We start from the raw sequence: 16,043 nt of genomic DNA, 5'->3' as shown, positions 1-16,043 counted from the left end.
AGTTCCGGAAGCCCTCGGGAACGCGTAACCTCCCTCGTGAAGGCCTCGTCGAGCGGCCCGGCTCAACGGTGCCGTCCCGCCAACATTCCACTCGCCCCCGTATGAATCGCTTCGTCCGCTACCACTCCGTCTTTCGCGTGGCTGCGCTACTGGCCATGGCCGCCTGCGCCGCGCCCAAGGATTATGACGTGGTCATTCGCGGAGGGACCGTGTACGACGGTTCCGGCGGCGCGCCGATCACAGGCGATGTGGCCATTCGCGGCGATTCCATCGTGGCCGTGGGCACGGTGAGCGGGGTCGGGCGGCTGGAGGTAAAGGCCGACGGACTCGCGGTCGCCCCCGGCTTCATCAACATGCTGAGCTGGGCCACCGAATCGCTCATCGAAGACGGACGGAGCCAGAGCGATATCCGTCAGGGCGTCACGCTCGAGGTGATGGGTGAAGGCGACTCGATGGGGCCGCTGTCGGATACGCTGCGCGCCGACATGCTGTCGCAGCAGGGGGACATCACCTTCCCAATCACCTGGCGCACGCTGCGTGGCTATCAGGATTCGCTGGTCAAGAAGGGGATCAGCACGAACATCGCGTCATTCATCGGTGCCACGACGGTGCGAATCAATCACGTGGGCTGGGATGATCGCGCGCCGACGGCCGCGGAGCTGGAGGCGATGCAGGCCGAGGTGCGCACGGCGATGGAAGAAGGAGCGCTGGGCGTGGGATCAAGCTTGATCTACGCACCGGCGTTCTATGCGAAGACGCCGGAGTTGGTGGCGCTCATGAAGGCCGCCGCGCCCTTCGGCGGCATGTACATCTCGCACATGCGCAGCGAGGGGGCGCGTCTGGAAGAAGCGGTCGAAGAGCTGATCACCATCGCCCGCGAAGCCGGTGTGCGCGCGGAGATTTATCACCTGAAGGCGGCGGGTGAGAGCAGCTGGCCAAAGATGGACAAGGTGCTCGCGCGCATCGAAGCCGCTCGTGCCGAAGGGCTCGAGATCACGGCCGACATTTATCCATACACGGCGGGTGCGACGGGACTCGACGCGGCAATGCCGCCATGGGTGCAGGAGGGCGGCTATGCAGCGTGGGCGAAACGCTTGCAGGACCCCGCCACGCGCAAGAAAGTCGCGCAGGAAATGCGCACGCCGACCGACAAATGGGAGAGCCTGCTGCTGGCGGCGGGCTCGCCGGAGCGCGTGGTGCTTTCGGGCTTCAAAGCGGACTCGCTCAAGCAGTACACGGGCATGACCCTCGCCGCCGTCGCGAAGCTACGGAACGCCACGCCGGAAGAGACGGCGATGGACTTGGTGGTGAAGGATGGCACACGTGTCGGCACGATCTACTTCATCATCGACGAAGACAACATTGTGAAAGAGTTGAAGAAGCCCTGGGTGAGCATTGGCTCCGATGCCGGGTCACTGGCGTCGGAAGGCAAGTTCCTGAAGAGCAGTCCGCATCCGCGGGCGTACGGCAGCTTCGCCCGCGTGCTGGGCAAGTACACGCGGGACGAAAAGGTGCTCACGCTGCAGGAGGCGGTGCGACGCATGTCGGCGCTGCCCGCAGGCAATCTTCGGCTCGCCCGCCGTGGTCTGCTCAAGCCAGGCTACTTCGCCGACGTGGTGCTGTTCGATCCTGCAACCATTCGCGACAACGCGACGTTTGAACAGCCGCATCAGTACGCGAGCGGCATGCGGCACGTGTTCGTGAACGGCGTGCAGGTGCTGAAAGATGGAGAGCATACCGGCGCGAAGCCGGGACGTGTGGTGCTCGGCGCGGGAGCCAAGCGATGAGTGACCGTCGGGAGTTCTTACAGACGGTAGGACTCGTCGCGGCCGCAGCGACGAGCAACAGTCGCTTCGGGATCAACGTGCGACCGGGGCGTCCGGCGCATGATCTGGTGATTCGCGGTGGCACCATCTTCGACGGCAGTGGTGGTGAACCGCGCATCGCCGATCTGGCGATCAGTGCGGGGCGCATCGTCGAGATCGCGCCACGCATCGTGGGCGCTGGCGAGGAAGAGATCGACGCGCGCGGACTCGCGGTGGCGCCGGGCTTCGTGGATATCCACTCGCATGGCGACGGCTCGTTGTTGGAAGACCCGCGCGCCGAGTCGGTGGTGCGTCAGGGGATCACGACCATCGTGGCCGGAGCCGATGGGAGTTCGCGATTCCAGGGTGATGGCGCGCGCAGCTTTGCGGCGTGGGCGGCCGCGCTCGAAGCGGCGCGCCCGGCGGTGAACGTGGCGGCCATGATCGGTCTGGGCAGCGTGCGCGGCGCCGTGGTAGGCGACGACGATCGCAAAGCCTCCGCCGACGAGTTGCAGCGGATGGTGCGCATGGTGGAGCAGGCCATTGCCGCTGGCGCCTGCGGCGCCTCGACGGGCCTCGAGTACACACCGGGTGCGTTCGCGAGTGCCGAGGAGTTGATTGCGCTCTGTCGCCCGTTGGCGGCGAAGCGGTTGCCGTACGCCACGCACATGCGCAACGAAGATGACCGCGTACTCGATTCGATCGACGAGTCGATTGCCGTGGCGCGCGGGGCCGGGTGCCCGTTGCAGATCTCGCATTTGAAGATGCAGGGCACGCGCAACTGGCCGAAGCTGGACATGGCGTTGGCACGCATCGCGACGGCGCGCGCGGCTGGTATCGATGTGCAGTTCGACGTGTATCCGTACGAGGCCTATTCCACGGGACTCACCAATCTGTTCCCGGTGTGGAGTCGCGACGGTGGGACCACCGCCTTTCTGGCGCGGCTGAAAGACGACACGGTTGCGCCGCGCATTCGCACCGAAGCGTTGGCCAAAGTGGAGCTCATCGGCGGCTGGGAAAACGTGCAGATCTCCCGCGTGGCCGAAGCGGTGGACCGCGACGCGGAGGGCAAGCGCATGGGCGCGTACGCGGCAGCCAAATCGCTCGATCCGTACGCGGCCGCGGTCGGGCTGCTCGAGCGCAACCGCGCCGACGTGGGCATGCTCGGCTTCGCCATGAGCGAGGACACGATCGATCGCTTGCTGGCGCATGAGTTCAGCATGGTCTGCTCCGACGGTGGGGCCTTCGCGATCGACGGGCCGACCCGGCGCGGCAGCCCGCATCCGCGCGGCGCCGGTACCTTCCCCCGCGTCCTCAACCGTTACGTGCGCGAGCGGAAGGCGCTCTCGCTGGCGAGCGCGATCCGCAAGATGACGGCAGTGCCCGCGGCCCGGGTGCATCTGGACGATCGGGGTCGCCTGTCGCCGGGACTCGCGGGCGACGTGGTGGTGTTCGACGCTCCCGCCGTGGCCGATACCGCGACGTTCGCCAACCCCTTCCAGTATCCCCTGGGGGTGGCCGCCGTGGTGGTGAACGGCGTGATCTCGGTCCGCGACGGAAAACGGCCGTCGGCCGGCGCTGGACAGATGCTTCGTCCCGCGTGATCAACCGCTCCACCCCTCAACGTCTGCCGTCGCTGGGCGTAGCTTTTCTGATGGCCTCCGTCCCGCCCCTCCTCAAGCTTCCTGAGATGATTCGCCGTACACTCTTCCTCTCGATTTCGGCCGCCTGCGCCACGCTTCCGCTGGGGCTCTCGGTTGGAGCTCAGGCCAAGCCGGCTGCCGCTCCGGCCCGCGCCGCTGTCAAGGCGCCCTCGGCACCGATGATGGCCGCCGCCGACCCCGCGCTGTTCAAGGGGCTCAGCTACCGCCTCGTGGGTCATTCGCGCGGTGGTCGCGTCACGTCGGTGACCGGTGTGCCGTCGCAGCCGCGCACCTTCTACGCGGGTATCGCCAGTGGCGGCGTGATGCGCACCATGAACGGTGGTGAGTCGTGGGATTTCATCACCGACAACAAGATCCCACTCGGATCGATCGGTTCGATCGCGGTGGCGGAATCGAACCCGAACATCATCTACGTCGGCACCGGCTCGGACGGCGTGCGCAGCAACGTCTCCACCGGCCGCGGCGTGTACAAGAGCGTCGACAACGGCGCGACGTGGCAGTTTACCGGCCTGTACAACGCCGGACAGATCGGTGCGGTGCGCATTCATCCGACCAACCCGGACATCGTCTGGGTCGCGGCCTACGGCGACATCTTCAAGCCGAACAACGAGCGTGGCGTGTTCAAGACCACCGACGGCGGCAAGTCGTGGAAGAAGACGCTGTTCGTGAGCGACAGCACGGGCGCGATGGATGTCGAACTGCAGCCCGGCGATCCGAATATTGTCTTTGCGTGGATGAACCGTATCGAGCGCAAGCCGTGGTCGATCATCTCCGGATCGCGTGAAGGCGGTTTTTACAAGAGCGTCGACGGCGGCGATACCTTCGTCAAGATCGTGGGCGGCCTGCCGAATCAGATCACCGGCAAGGGCAACCTGGCGGTCACGGCGGCCAATCCGAAGCGGATCTATGCGCTCGTGGAGGCCATGCCGGGCGGCGGTCTGTATCGCTCCGATGATGCCGGTGCGAGCTGGGCGCTCATGAACAGCACGCCGGGACTGATCACGCGTCCGTTCTACTACACTACGCTGAATGCGGACCCGTCCAACGCCGACGTGGTGTACGGCGGTGCGGAGGCGCTGTACAAGAGCGCGGATGGCGGAAAGACCGTCACGCCGTTCCGCACGCCGCACGGGGACAACCACGATATGTGGATCAACCCGGCGAATAGCAACACGATGATCCAGTCGAACGACGGCGGCGCAAACGTGTCGACGGACGGCGGCAAGACGTGGAGCACGCAGGACAATCAGCCCACGGCCGAGTTCTACGGCGTGTGGCTGGACAACGCGTTCCCGTACAAGCTGTACATGGCGCAGCAGGACAACAGCACGTACATCGTGCCGAGCAACAACGACGTGTTCAACATGGGCACGGTGCGCACGGGCCCCGGCTGCGAAACCGGCCCGATCATTCCGCATCCGGGCGACAAGAACCTCGTGCATGGCAACTGCAAGGGGCAGTATGCGGTGATGAACCTGGAAGCCGGCGTGACGAAGAACTACTGGATCGGCGCGCAGTCATTGTACGGCAACGACGGCGGCGATCTGATGTATCGCATGCAGCGCACGACGCCGATGGCGCTGTCGCCGCACGATCCGAAGGTCTTGTACTATGGCTCCCAGTATCTGCACCGCACGCGCAACAACGGTGCGACGTGGGAGAAGATCTCCCCCGATCTCACGTGGTTCCCGAAGTGCTGTCAGGGCGGCAGCGGCGAGCCGATCACGCGCGACGTGACGGGTGAAGAGTTCTACAGCACGCTGTACGCGATCACCGAGTCGTTTCTCGAGAAGGGCGTGATCTGGACCGGCTCGAACGACGGTCCGTTCTCGGTCACGCGTGACGATGGCAAGACGTGGAAGCGCGTCACGCCGAAGGGACTCGAAGACGGCGGCCGTGTGGCGTGGGTCGAAGCGTCGCCGCATCGCAAGGGATCGGCCTACTACGCGACCTATCGCTATCTGCTGGGCGACTACAAGCCGTACATCTATCTCACGAACGATTACGGCGCCACGTGGAAGCTGCTCACCGACGGCACGAACGGAATTCCCGCCGATGCGCCGACGCGTGTGGTGCGCGAAGATCCCGTGCGTGAAGGACTGTTGTATGCCGGCACCGAGTTCGGTCTGTACATCTCGTTCGATAACGGCGGCCATTGGCAGCCGTTCAACCTGAACATGCCGCAGATCCCGATCAACGACATTCGCGTCCACCGCGGCGATCTCGTGATTGCTACGCAGGGGCGTGCGGCGTGGATCATGGACAACATCTCGGCGCTGCAACAGATCGGTCCGACCACCCAGAGCGAGTCGTTCGCGCTCTTCAAGACGCGTGACGGCTATCGTACGGCGACCACGCCGGCCTTGCTCGGACCGTCGGTGGATTACTTCCTGGTGAACGCGCCGGGTGACACCGTGCGCATCGACATTCTCGATGCCGCGGGCAAGGTGGTGAACAGCTACAAGAGCGGTGTGATTCCGCAGGCGGCGCCGGCTCGCCGCTTTGGTGGCGACGATGACCCCGACGAAGCGATGATGGCGGGCCGCGGCGCACGTGCGACGTTGGTCGCGCCGACGATCAATCTGGTGACCAAGAACGCCGGTATGAACCGCTTTGTGTGGGGCACGCAGTATGCCAACGGGCTCGGCGCCCCGCCGGGTCAGTACACGGTGAAGGTGACGGCGGGCGGCATCACGAAGTCGACGCCGATGCGCGTGCGTATAGATCCGCGCCTGGCGTCGGATGGCACGACGGAAGCGGACTTGCAGGCGCAGTACGCGCACAATCTGAAGATGCGCGAGATGGTGGCCGACGTGAACGCGCTGCTGGCACGGGTGCGCACGGCCGAGGCGAAGTACAAGGGCGCCACGGGTGCCGCGGCCGACACGGCCACGAAGGTGAAGGAAGTGAGCGAGATCGTGAACACGCAGCCCATCCGCTACGGCAAGCCGGGATTGCAGGCGCACATCACGTATCTGGCGGGCATGACCGCCCGCGCCGACCAGAAGGTCGGACAGGACGCGCTCGAGCGGTACACCTTCCTGCGGAAGGAACTCGAAGCGGCGAAGGCCAAGCTCGATCGCGCGATCGGGCCGGCCACGCGCATGTAATCGCGATCGATGCTTGATGCGATTCGCAAGTTGATCGGAGACAGCGTGCCGGGAACTCCCGGCACGCACTCCCGGCTGCATCCGCACGACGTCCGCGTGGCGGCGTGCGCCTTGTTGGTGGAGCTGGCCTGCGCCGACGGCGAGTTCAGCGAGGCCGAGCAGGCGCGGATTATGGACATTTTGCAGCGGCACTTCGGCGTGGACGACGCCGGTGCGAAGCAGATGCTGGCCGAAGCGGCAGCGGCCAACCATGACGCGGTGGACCACTTCGTGTTCACGCGGCAGGTGGTGAAGGACTACGACGTCGCGCAGCGCATTGTCCTGGCAGAATTGATGTGGCAGGTGGCACTGGCGGATGGCTCGCTGGATAGCCAGGAGTCGTATCTCATGCGGAAGTTGGCGAGCCTGCTGCAGCTGGAGCCGGCGTTCCTAGCCCAGGCCCGGAAGAAGGCGGAGTAGAGGGAAGCGTCGGCGCTGGGAACCCTTCCGGCGCCGACTGGGTAAATTCCCCAGCTGTTCATTCCGCGTTCATCCATTCCCGACCATACCAACCCTTCTCAACACTATGTCGCTTACCCGTACGCTTCGTCGCGGCGCATACGCCGTGGCTGCCCTTTCCCTGATCACGGCGTCTGCCTCGGCTCAGGGCGCCATGAAGATGGACCCCAAGGCGCCCGCGTCGCCGCGCGATTCCGTGGTCGCCACGGTTGCTGGTGCGAACATCAACGTGAACTACGGCCGCCCGTCCAAGCGTGGCCGCGTGCTGTTCAACGGCCTCGGCGACATGAAGTGGGGCATGGTGTGGCGCACGGGTGCCAACGAAGCCACGCACTTCACCACGAGCAAGCCGTTGGCCTTCGGCGCGATCACGGTGCCGGCCGGTACGTACACGCTGTTCACGAAGATCGAAGAGAACGGCAAGTGGGAACTGGTCGTGAACAAGCAGACCAAGCAGTGGGGCACGGCCTACGACCCGAAGCAGGATCTCGTGCGCATTCCGATGACGGTGACGAGCAACAACGCCGTGGTCGAGAAGATGGAGATCATGGTGAAGCCGGCGGGCAAGGGCGGCGAGCTCATTGTGGCGTGGGACAACTACAAGGCCGTGGCGGCGTTTTTGGTGAAGTAGAAAGCAGTACGGGGTAGGGAGTAAGAAGTACGGGGTACGGAGCGAGTGCGCTTCGTACCCCGTTTTCATTTCTACCCCATACTCCTCACCCCGTACTCCGTACTTCGCCGTTAATGCCCAATCGCCCCCGCATCGCGATCGCGCGGGTCCGCCGCGCCCTGGCGCACGCCCTTGGCGTTCACGAAGATCGAATGCGCGGTACCCTGATTGCCGCCGAGTCGCACGGTGTGGCCCATCGCTTCCAGCGCTTTCACCGTTTCCGGCGGCGTGCCGTTGCGCTCCATCGTGATCACATTCGGCAGCCACTGATGGTGCAGTCGCGGCGCGTTCACGGCGTCCTGGACGGGCATCTGGAAGTCGATGAGATTGAGCACCACTTCCATGACGGTGTTGATGATCGTGCGTCCGCCGGGACTACCGACGACCGCCACCAGCTTGCCGTCTTTGGCGAGGATCATCGGCGTCATACTGGAGAGCATGCGCTTGCCGGGCTGCGCGATGTTCGGCTTGGTGCCCACCAGTCCGGTGCTGTCGGTGAGACCGGGCTTGCCGTTGAAATCGCCCATTTCGTTGTTGAGCAGAAATCCGGCGCCATTCACCACCGCACCCAATCCGTAGCCGGCTTCGAGCGTGTACGTGACCGAGACGGCCATGCCGTCCTTGTCGACCACCGAGTAGTGCGTGGTCTCGTCGCTCTCGTAGCCCTGCGCGACATCGGCCGGTGACGACGGCGACGCTTTGTCTTTCATGATCGTGCTGCGCAGTTCCGTGGCGTACGCCTTGGCTAACAACTTCTCGAGCGGCGGCTTCGTGAAATCGGGGTCGCCTAGAAACAGCGCACGGTCGCGGAAGGCGCGGCGCATGCTTTCCGCGAGATAATGCACGTATTGCGGCGAGTTGTGGCCGAGGCTCTTGAGGTCGTAGCCTTCGAGAATGTTCAGCATTTCGATCATGGCCGTACCGCCGGAACTCGGCGGCGGCATCGAGATGATTTCATAGCCGCGATAGGTGCCCTTCACCGCGGCGCGTTCGGCCGGCTGATACGCCGCCAGGTCGGCTTCGTTGATGAGACCACCGTGCGACGCCATCTCCTCGGCGATCAGCTTGGCCGTGGTGCCTTTGTAGAATCCGTCGCGCCCCTGATCGCGCACGCGCGTGAGAGTCTTCGCGAGATCACCCAGCACGAGCTTCTCGCCTTCCGCGTACGGCTGGCCGCTCTTGTAGTAGGCGGCGATCGTGGCGGGATACGCCGACAGCCGCGTCTGCGCGCCCTTGAGAGACGCCGCCAATCCGCTCGGCACCGCGAATCCATCACCTGCCAACTTCACGGCCGGGTCGACCAACTTGGCCCATGACACCTTGCCGTACTTCTGGTGCGCATGCGCAAAGCCCGCCACCGTGCCCGGCACCCCTACGCTCTTGTGCGAGTTGTGATGAATGCGCGACGAGTATGCACCGCTGCTGTCGGTGAACATCTCCGGCGTGGCGCGGGCCGGGGCCTTCTCGCGGAAATCGATGGTGGTCGTCTTGCCGTCGGGGAAGCGGACCACCATAAACCCGCCGCCGCCGATGTTGCCGGCGGTGGGGTAGATGACCGCCAGCGCGAAGCCGGTAGCGATGGCGGCGTCGATGGCATTGCCGCCGTTGGCCAGCACGTCGCGGCCGGCCTTGCTGGCAATCGCGCTGGCCGACACGACCATGCCCTTGGGGGCGTCGACGGCGGCGCGTGGGGCCCGGGCGGCGGCCGGTTCCTGAGCGGCGAGGGCAAGGGGGAGGACAGCGCCGGCTAGCCAGAAACGGGCGGCGGCGCGAGTGGGCAGGGTAGAGAGAGCCATGGATCGGCGGAAGGAGGGGAGGAGGCCGGTCGATCGACAACGGCATGCCTCGAACTGCTGCTCCAGAATACGCTCAGGATTCCCCCGACGTTACCCGTGCGCGTGCGGCGACGGAGCGCCTACCACTTGGCTAAATATAGCGTAAACGCTATAATCATCGCATGAACGATATGGCGCGTATCGGCGAGCTCGTGCAAGAACTGCGGCGGCAGGCGCAGCTTACCCAGCGCGAACTGGCGGAGCGCGTCGGCACGTCGCAGTCGGCCATCGCCAAGCTCGAGCAGGGCGAGTCCAATCCGACCATTGGCACGATCGAGCGGTGCGCCGAGGCGGCCGGGTTCGCCGTCAAAATCATGCTGGTCCCGCTGCCGGTCGCCGACCCGGTGGTGGAGCGATACAAGCGGGACGTCGACCGTACGCTCCTCCGCGACAACCTCAGGAAGTCCGTGCATGAGCGTCTGCAGTCATTGGGCGAGTGGCAGGCCGACCTGCACACGCTGCGATACGCGGTCTCCGGCGCCCGCGCGCGGAAAGTGGCCGAAAGCAATCCACACGCGTCGCCATGACGCAGCTCGAACGATTGCTCACGGCGCTGTGCGATGCCGAGGTGGAGTTCATCCTTGTCGGCGGCGTGGCTGCACGGGCGCACGGCTCGTCGCGCGTTACGGACGATCTCGACGTCGCATACGCGCGATCGCCGGCCAACCTGGCGCGGATCGTGACGGCGCTGGCGCCGTTCGCGCCTTACCTGCGAGGTGCGCCGCCCGGCCTGCCGTTCGACTGGTCGGTTGCGACCCTACGGGCCGGGCTCAATTTCACCCTCACCACCACGACCGGCGCCATCGACCTGCTCGGTGAGATCACCGGTGGCGGGCCGTATGACGCGCTGCGGCCGCATGCCATCACGGTCACGGCGTTCGAACGAGAGCTGCTGCTCCTCGACCTGCCGTGGCTGATTCGGGTCAAGCGCGCCGCCGGCCGGCCGAAAGACCTGGAGGTCATCGCCGAGCTGGAGGCGCTGCAGGAAGAGATGGGCTGAGTCCGGGACGCGAAGGCCGAATCTACCTTTTCCGCCCAAGCCTGACTATGCTTCAAGGCTTCCCGTAAACGGGGACTCGGGTGCGGGTCGGAAACGCCGACTTCGCGACGAGCCCGAAACGCCGGCGGCCCTGCAACGGGCATCACGCTGGCGAGCTGTCCAAACTGTCTGAACTGAGATCAGAACATGGCCGTCAAGATTCGTCTCCGCCGCGAAGGCCGGAAGAAGACCCCGATGTACCGCATCGTCATTGCTGATTCGAAGGCGCCGCGCGACGGCCGTTTCATCGAGATCATCGGACAGTACCAGCCGCAGCTCGGCGAGAACGCGATCAACCTCAAGCATGATCGCGTCGAGTATTGGATGAACGTCGGCGCCCTGCCGACCGACACCGTCCGCTCGCTGCTCCGCCGCGCCGGTATCCTCAAGTCGCGTCACGAAGCGCGCCTTGCGGCCAAGCTGCAGGCCAACGCGGTCGCCCTCCCCGAGGCGTGATCTGGCGGACTATGTGATTGTCGGCAAGGTGCGTCGCGCGCATGGTGTGCGCGGCGCCTGGGCCGTCGAGTCGCTATCTGCGGCGCCGGACGTGATTTTCACGTCCGGCGCTGTCATTTATGCGGGTGACCGGAAGGGCGAAATCAGCGGCGACGCCACCGCGGCCATGCTGCACATCGAAGACGGCCGTCCGATGAACAAGGACTGGCTCGTGCGCGTCACGGAAGTGACCGACCGAGACGTGGCCGAAACGTGGCGCGGCCGCTATTTGCTGGCGGATACCGCCGACATGCCCGAGCCAGACGACGATGAGATGTACATCTTTGCGCTCATCGGCATGCAGGTAGAAGTGGACGGACAGGGACACGTGGGCGAAGTGCGCGACGTATACGAAGCGCCGCAGGGGCTGATTCTCGAAGTCGAGACCGCCACTGGCCGTCCGCTGGTACCGTGGCGTCCCGAGATCATCGAGCGCGTGGACGAAGAGCGCAATACGATCGTGCTCAAGCCGCTCGAAGGCTTGCTCGACAACTAGAGCGGTTACGAGACCACAGCCGTGCTGCGCATCAACGTCGTGACGATCTTCCCCGAGTTCTTCGCGGGGCCGCTCTCCATCAGCATACCGGCGAAGGCGGCCGGTACCGGTGGTGTGTCGTATAACCTGATCGACCTGCGCACGTTCACGTACGATCGGCATCGCACTGTCGATGACTATCCGTTCGGCGGCGGGCCCGGCATGGTGATGAAGCCAGGACCGTTCTTCGAAGCGGTGGAGTCGGTGCAGGCCACAGCGCCGATCGTGCTGCTTTCGCCGCGCGGTCGCCGCTTCTCGCACGCCGACGCGGTGCGCTTTGCCGCCGGGAGCGAGCTTACGCTGCTCTGCGGTCACTACAAAGACGTAGACGAACGTGTCGCCACGCACTTGGCCACCGAAGAGCTCTCGCTCGGCGACTTCGTATTGAGCGGTGGCGAGCCGGCGGCGTTGGCCATCATCGATGCCACCGTGCGCTTGCTGCCGGGCGCGATGAGCGATCTGGAAAGCGCGCGCACCGATTCGTTTTACAATCGCGGCATCAGCGCGCCCAGCTACACGCGTCCGGCGGAGTATCGCGGCTTCACCGTGCCCGACGTCTTGGTGGGCGGTGACCACGCCAAGGTGACGGCCTGGCGCGACGACCAGAGCTTGCAGCGCACGCGCGAGGCCGAGGCGCGTGATCGCGCTGAGTGGACCGCGCGCGAGCAGATGATCGCTGCTCGCGAAGCGGCCATCGCGGCGGTGGAGCGTGTGCAGGCGGCGAAGGCGTTGAAGAAGGCGAAGGAGAAGGCGGCGAAGGAGCGCGCCCGCGCCCGCGCGGCGAGAGAGGCCGAATGAGTCTGCGCGTGTTCGTCACCGGCGGCACCTTCGACAAGGAGTACGACGAGCTCACGGGCACGTTGCACTTTGAGACTACGCACGTCGAAGAAATGCTGCGGCGCGGCCGGTGCATGCTCGATGTGAACGTCGAGGTGCTGATGATGATCGACAGTCTCGAGATGAAGGAGTCACATCGGCACCGAATCGTGGATGCCTGTGTGGCCTGCACCGAAACGCAGATCGTGATCACGCATGGCACCGACACGATGGTGGAAACGGCGGCCGTGATCGCTGCCGCTGTGACCACCAAGACCGTCGTGCTTACGGGCGCGATGGTGCCCTATGCCTTCGGCAGCTCCGACGGCCTGTTCAACCTCGGTAGCGCACTGAGTTTCGTGCAGGCACTCGCGCCTGGCGTGTATGTGGCCATGAACGGTCGCTGCTTCCGCTGGGATGACGTGCGAAAAAACAGGGACGTCGGCGTGTTCGAGCCGCTGGGCGAGGCGTAGCAAGCGCCCTCGGTCGAGGCTATTCTTCAGGATTCGCTCCTGCTCCCCTCCGTGAACTTCTTCGGTATCCCCGGCATGGCCAAGATCAAGGTTGTGAACCCCGTCGTCGAGATGGACGGCGACGAGATGACGCGCATCATCTGGCAGTTCATCAAGGACAAGCTCATCCTGCCGTATCTCGACGTCGAACTCGAGTACTACGACCTCGGGATCGAGCACCGCGATGCGACCAACGACCAGGTCACGATCGACTCGGCCGAAGCCACCAAGAAGCACGGCGTGGCGGTGAAGTGCGCGACGATCACGCCTGATGAAGCCCGTGTAAAGGAGTTCGGGCTCAAGAAGATGTGGAAGAGCCCCAACGGCACGATCCGCAACATCCTGGGCGGCGTGATCTTCCGCGAGCCGATCATCATCTCGAACATCCCGCGCCTTGTGCCGGGATGGACTAAGCCGATCGTGGTGGGCCGTCATGCGCATGGTGACCAGTACAAGGCCACCGACTTCAAGGCGCCGGGTGCAGGCACGGTGACCATGACCTACACGCCGGCCGATGGGAGCGCGCCGATGGAGTTCGAAGTGGTGAAGTTCGGCGCCGACGGTGGTGTGGCGATGGGCATGTACAACTTCAACGACTCCATCCGCGACTTCGCCCGCTCCAGCCTCACCTACGGCCTGCAGCGGAACTACCCGGTGTACCTGAGCACCAAGAACACGATCCTCAAGGCCTACGACGGTCAGTTCAAGGATCTGTTCGAAGAAGTGTTCAACACCGAGTTCAAGGCCGCATTCGACGCGAAGGGTCTCACGTACGAGCACCGCCTGATCGACGACATGGTCGCGTCGGCGCTCAAGTGGGAAGGTGGCTATGTGTGGGCGTGCAAGAACTACGACGGCGACGTGCAGTCGGACATCGTGGCGCAGGGCTTCGGTTCACTCGGTCTCATGACGAGCGTGCTGCTCTCGCCCGATGGCAAGACGATGGAAGCGGAAGCGGCCCACGGCACCGTCACGCGCCATTACCGCGAGCACCAGAAGGGCAACAAGACGTCGACGAATCCGATCGCGTCGATCTTTGCGTGGACGCGTGGTCTGGCGCATCGCGGCAAGCTCGATGGCACGCCGGCGGTGACGGCATTCGCTGATACGCTCGAGCAGGTCTGCATCGAAGCGGTGGAAGCGGGCGAGATGACGAAGGATCTCGCGATTCTCATTTCGAAGGACACGCCGTATCTGCACACGGAGGCGTTCCTCGACGCCATCGATCGCCGACTGCAGGCGAAGATGGCGTGAGGACGCGGGCGCTCGCCTTACTTGGCGAGCGCCTTCACGACGGCGCTGAGAGCCGTCACGCGTTTGGCCTCAGGGCTGGCGGCGGCATCGGTGTCGAGCTGGGTGGCAAGCGTATTCAACGCCGCCGCACGCTTGGCACCGTTTGCTTTTTCCGCCGTCGCCAGCTGTGCCAGCACACTATTGAGCCACGCCTTCGGCACCGCGCTGTTGCGGGCCATCTGGTCGGTGTAGGAGCGTGCGACGACGAACGCCGCGGGCCACACGGCTTGCGGCTGCTCCTGCGCGTTGAAGTACGCGTACTTCACGAGCTTGGCGGCATCGAGTTCGTTCTTCGTGATGAACTCACTGGGCGTGAGCTCCCACACATCGAGACCGCGGGCGATCTCCGACCCGTAAATCAGGCCATTGTACCAGTACGCCGACCAGTGACCGCCACTGACCAGCGCGGTGGAATCCATCGGGCCGCGATCGAAGAAGCCGATCTCGAACGCATGATTCGGATCGGTCCAGTCGAATACATTGATGCCGCCCTGATACCACGACTGCACCATGACTTCGCGGCCGGGAATCGGAATCAGCGAGCCGTTGTGCGCGACACAGTTCTCATTGCTGGTCTGCGCGGCGGGGAGCTTGAAGTAGCTCTTGAAATCGAGCTTGTCGCCGTTGCGCACGAATATCGCGTCAGCGCCCCACTCCACCTTGTCGGTCGCGCGGCAGCGTGGCGACGACCCGCCGCCCCACTCGTCGGAGAAGAGCACCTTGCTGCCGTCATTGCTGAACGTGGCCGAGTGCCAGGCCGACATGTTGGTGTCGGCGGCGGCGTACAGTCGCTTCGGATTCTTGATGTCGCGGATGTCGAGGAGAATGCCGTAGCCGCTGCAGGCCCCGCCGGCGAGTCCGACCGCCGGATAGGTCGTGATGTCATGACACTGCGTGGGACCACGCCCCGCCACCGACGGACGAGCTGGTGCGCCGGCCGGACGCTCACGACGGTCGGCCGCCGCATCGCCGTGACGTGTGGCCTCGGTGAGTCCTTCGAAAATGCGCGGTGAGCTCACGATGGCGGCTGCCGCCGGATTCTTCACGGGCACCTTGATCACTTCGATACGGAAGAGCGCCGAGTTCGGATCGACGTCCGGCGAGAGCGCCGAACAGCCGGCCAGTTCGTCGGCCGAACGTACGCCGGCCGAGCCGGAGACGTACACGTACACATTGTCCGGATCCTTCGGATCAGTGACGAGCGTGTTGGTGTGCGATCCGCGGCACGTCTGCACCGTGGTCACCGTTTTCGGATGCTCGACATCGCTGATGTCGATGATCCGGATGCCGCGTGCGCGGTCTTTGCTGACCTCGGCTTCGACACCACCGAGGCCACAGTCGACGCGCCCGCTCACGGCTTCGGCCGACACGAAGAGCAGGTTGCCGTACACGGTGACGTCGCTCTGCGAACCAGGGCACACGAAGGCGGTGCGCAGTTTCGGCTTGCGCGGATTGCCGATGTCCCACACCTGCCAGCCGCTGTAGTTGCCTTGGAACACCAGATTGCCGCTGAAGGCGAGATCGGAGTTCTTGAGCCGCGCGTCACCGGGCGTGCTCATGTTGAGGAAGGATTCCGAGGGCTTCGTGGTGGACACGAGCTTGATGTTCCACGCGGCTTCACCGGCGTCGAACCACCCGGCTTTGAGGCCGACGCGCGGGTCGGGCTTGGGCTGCGCGTGCAGCGTGGTGGCAGCTGTCGCAGTGCCGGCCATCAGCAAGGCGCCGCCGAGCAGAGAACGAAGTGGCGTTGGCATCGGGGTGTGTAGGAGTG

14 protein-coding genes are annotated in these 16,043 nt (G+C 64.9%); 12 read left to right on the top strand and 2 right to left on the bottom strand.

Features of this window, described 5'->3' with window-relative positions; all coding sequences use genetic code 11:
* The first annotated feature begins 101 nt into the window (after nt 1-101).
* The 5 genes from RMP10_RS19160 (at nt 102) to RMP10_RS19140 (ending at nt 7,708) form a co-directional block, all read left to right on the top strand.
* Nucleotides 102-1,787 carry a D-aminoacylase gene (locus tag RMP10_RS19160; RefSeq protein ID WP_310571710.1) on the top strand — a complete coding sequence of 562 codons (1,686 nt, stop codon included), beginning with the start codon at nt 102-104 and terminating at the stop codon, nt 1,785-1,787.
* Entirely contained in the window at nt 1,784-3,409 is a 1,626-nt protein-coding gene (locus RMP10_RS19155) for an amidohydrolase family protein (protein ID WP_310571709.1), read from the top strand. The genes RMP10_RS19160 and RMP10_RS19155 overlap by 4 nt, the downstream gene beginning before the upstream one ends.
* Nucleotides 3,410-3,459: 50 nt before the next feature.
* Nucleotides 3,460-6,579 (top strand): hypothetical protein, encoded by a 3,120-nt coding sequence (locus tag RMP10_RS19150; RefSeq protein ID WP_310571708.1) that lies wholly within the window; start codon nt 3,460-3,462, stop codon nt 6,577-6,579.
* A gap of 9 nt (nt 6,580-6,588) precedes the next feature.
* The gene (locus tag RMP10_RS19145) at nt 6,589-7,038 is read left to right on the top strand and encodes a TerB family tellurite resistance protein (RefSeq protein WP_310571707.1); all 450 of its coding nucleotides are present in this window, start codon (nt 6,589-6,591) and stop codon (nt 7,036-7,038) included.
* A 145-nt stretch (nt 7,039-7,183) separates the two neighbouring features.
* The gene (locus RMP10_RS19140; RefSeq protein ID WP_310571706.1) at nt 7,184-7,708 is read left to right on the top strand and encodes a DUF2911 domain-containing protein; all 525 of its coding nucleotides are present in this window, start codon (nt 7,184-7,186) and stop codon (nt 7,706-7,708) included.
* A gap of 110 nt (nt 7,709-7,818) precedes the next feature.
* Here the strand turns inward: RMP10_RS19140 and ggt are convergent, their stop codons facing one another.
* Complete coding sequence (gene ggt, locus RMP10_RS19135; protein ID WP_310571705.1) at nt 7,819-9,543, bottom strand: gamma-glutamyltransferase; 1,725 nt, start codon at nt 9,541-9,543, stop codon at nt 7,819-7,821.
* Nucleotides 9,544-9,704: 161 nt separating this feature from the next.
* On the opposite strand from ggt, the gene RMP10_RS19130 reads away from it, so the two are divergent.
* The 7 genes from RMP10_RS19130 (at nt 9,705) to RMP10_RS19100 (ending at nt 14,233) form a co-directional block, all read left to right on the top strand.
* Nucleotides 9,705-10,109 carry a helix-turn-helix transcriptional regulator gene (locus tag RMP10_RS19130; RefSeq protein ID WP_310571704.1) on the top strand — a complete coding sequence of 135 codons (405 nt, stop codon included), beginning with the start codon at nt 9,705-9,707 and terminating at the stop codon, nt 10,107-10,109.
* Complete coding sequence (locus RMP10_RS19125; protein ID WP_310571703.1) at nt 10,106-10,582, top strand: hypothetical protein; 477 nt, start codon at nt 10,106-10,108, stop codon at nt 10,580-10,582. Before RMP10_RS19130 ends, RMP10_RS19125 begins: the two co-directional genes overlap by 4 nt.
* 186 nt (nt 10,583-10,768) lie before the next feature.
* Nucleotides 10,769-11,077 carry a 30S ribosomal protein S16 gene (gene rpsP, locus RMP10_RS19120; protein WP_171223936.1) on the top strand — a complete coding sequence of 103 codons (309 nt, stop codon included), beginning with the start codon at nt 10,769-10,771 and terminating at the stop codon, nt 11,075-11,077.
* Between the two features lie 13 nt (nt 11,078-11,090).
* Nucleotides 11,091-11,612, top strand: coding sequence for a ribosome maturation factor RimM (rimM, locus tag RMP10_RS19115; RefSeq protein ID WP_310571702.1), 522 nt, complete (start codon nt 11,091-11,093; stop codon nt 11,610-11,612).
* Between the two features lie 21 nt (nt 11,613-11,633).
* Nucleotides 11,634-12,449, top strand: coding sequence for a tRNA (guanosine(37)-N1)-methyltransferase TrmD (trmD, locus tag RMP10_RS19110; RefSeq protein ID WP_310571701.1), 816 nt, complete (start codon nt 11,634-11,636; stop codon nt 12,447-12,449).
* Nucleotides 12,446-12,940: an asparaginase domain-containing protein gene (locus RMP10_RS19105; protein ID WP_310571700.1), complete on the top strand. Its 495-nt coding sequence runs from the start codon at nt 12,446-12,448 to the stop codon at nt 12,938-12,940. The genes trmD and RMP10_RS19105 overlap by 4 nt, the downstream gene beginning before the upstream one ends.
* Before the next feature lie 75 nt (nt 12,941-13,015).
* The gene (locus tag RMP10_RS19100) at nt 13,016-14,233 is read left to right on the top strand and encodes an NADP-dependent isocitrate dehydrogenase (RefSeq protein ID WP_345785829.1); all 1,218 of its coding nucleotides are present in this window, start codon (nt 13,016-13,018) and stop codon (nt 14,231-14,233) included.
* 17 nt (nt 14,234-14,250) lie between these two features.
* On the opposite strand, the gene RMP10_RS19095 is transcribed toward RMP10_RS19100, so the two are convergent.
* Nucleotides 14,251-16,026, bottom strand: a complete 1,776-nt coding sequence (locus tag RMP10_RS19095; RefSeq protein ID WP_310571699.1) for a hypothetical protein — start codon at nt 16,024-16,026, stop codon at nt 14,251-14,253.
* Nucleotides 16,027-16,043: the final 17 nt, after the last annotated feature.

The organism is Gemmatimonas sp., from assembly GCF_031426495.1.
In the GTDB taxonomy this organism is placed as follows: Bacteria; Gemmatimonadota; Gemmatimonadetes; order Gemmatimonadales; family Gemmatimonadaceae; genus Gemmatimonas.
The sequence above is the reverse complement of the archived record's forward strand: the minus strand, read 5'-3'. Positions and strand labels throughout refer to the sequence as shown.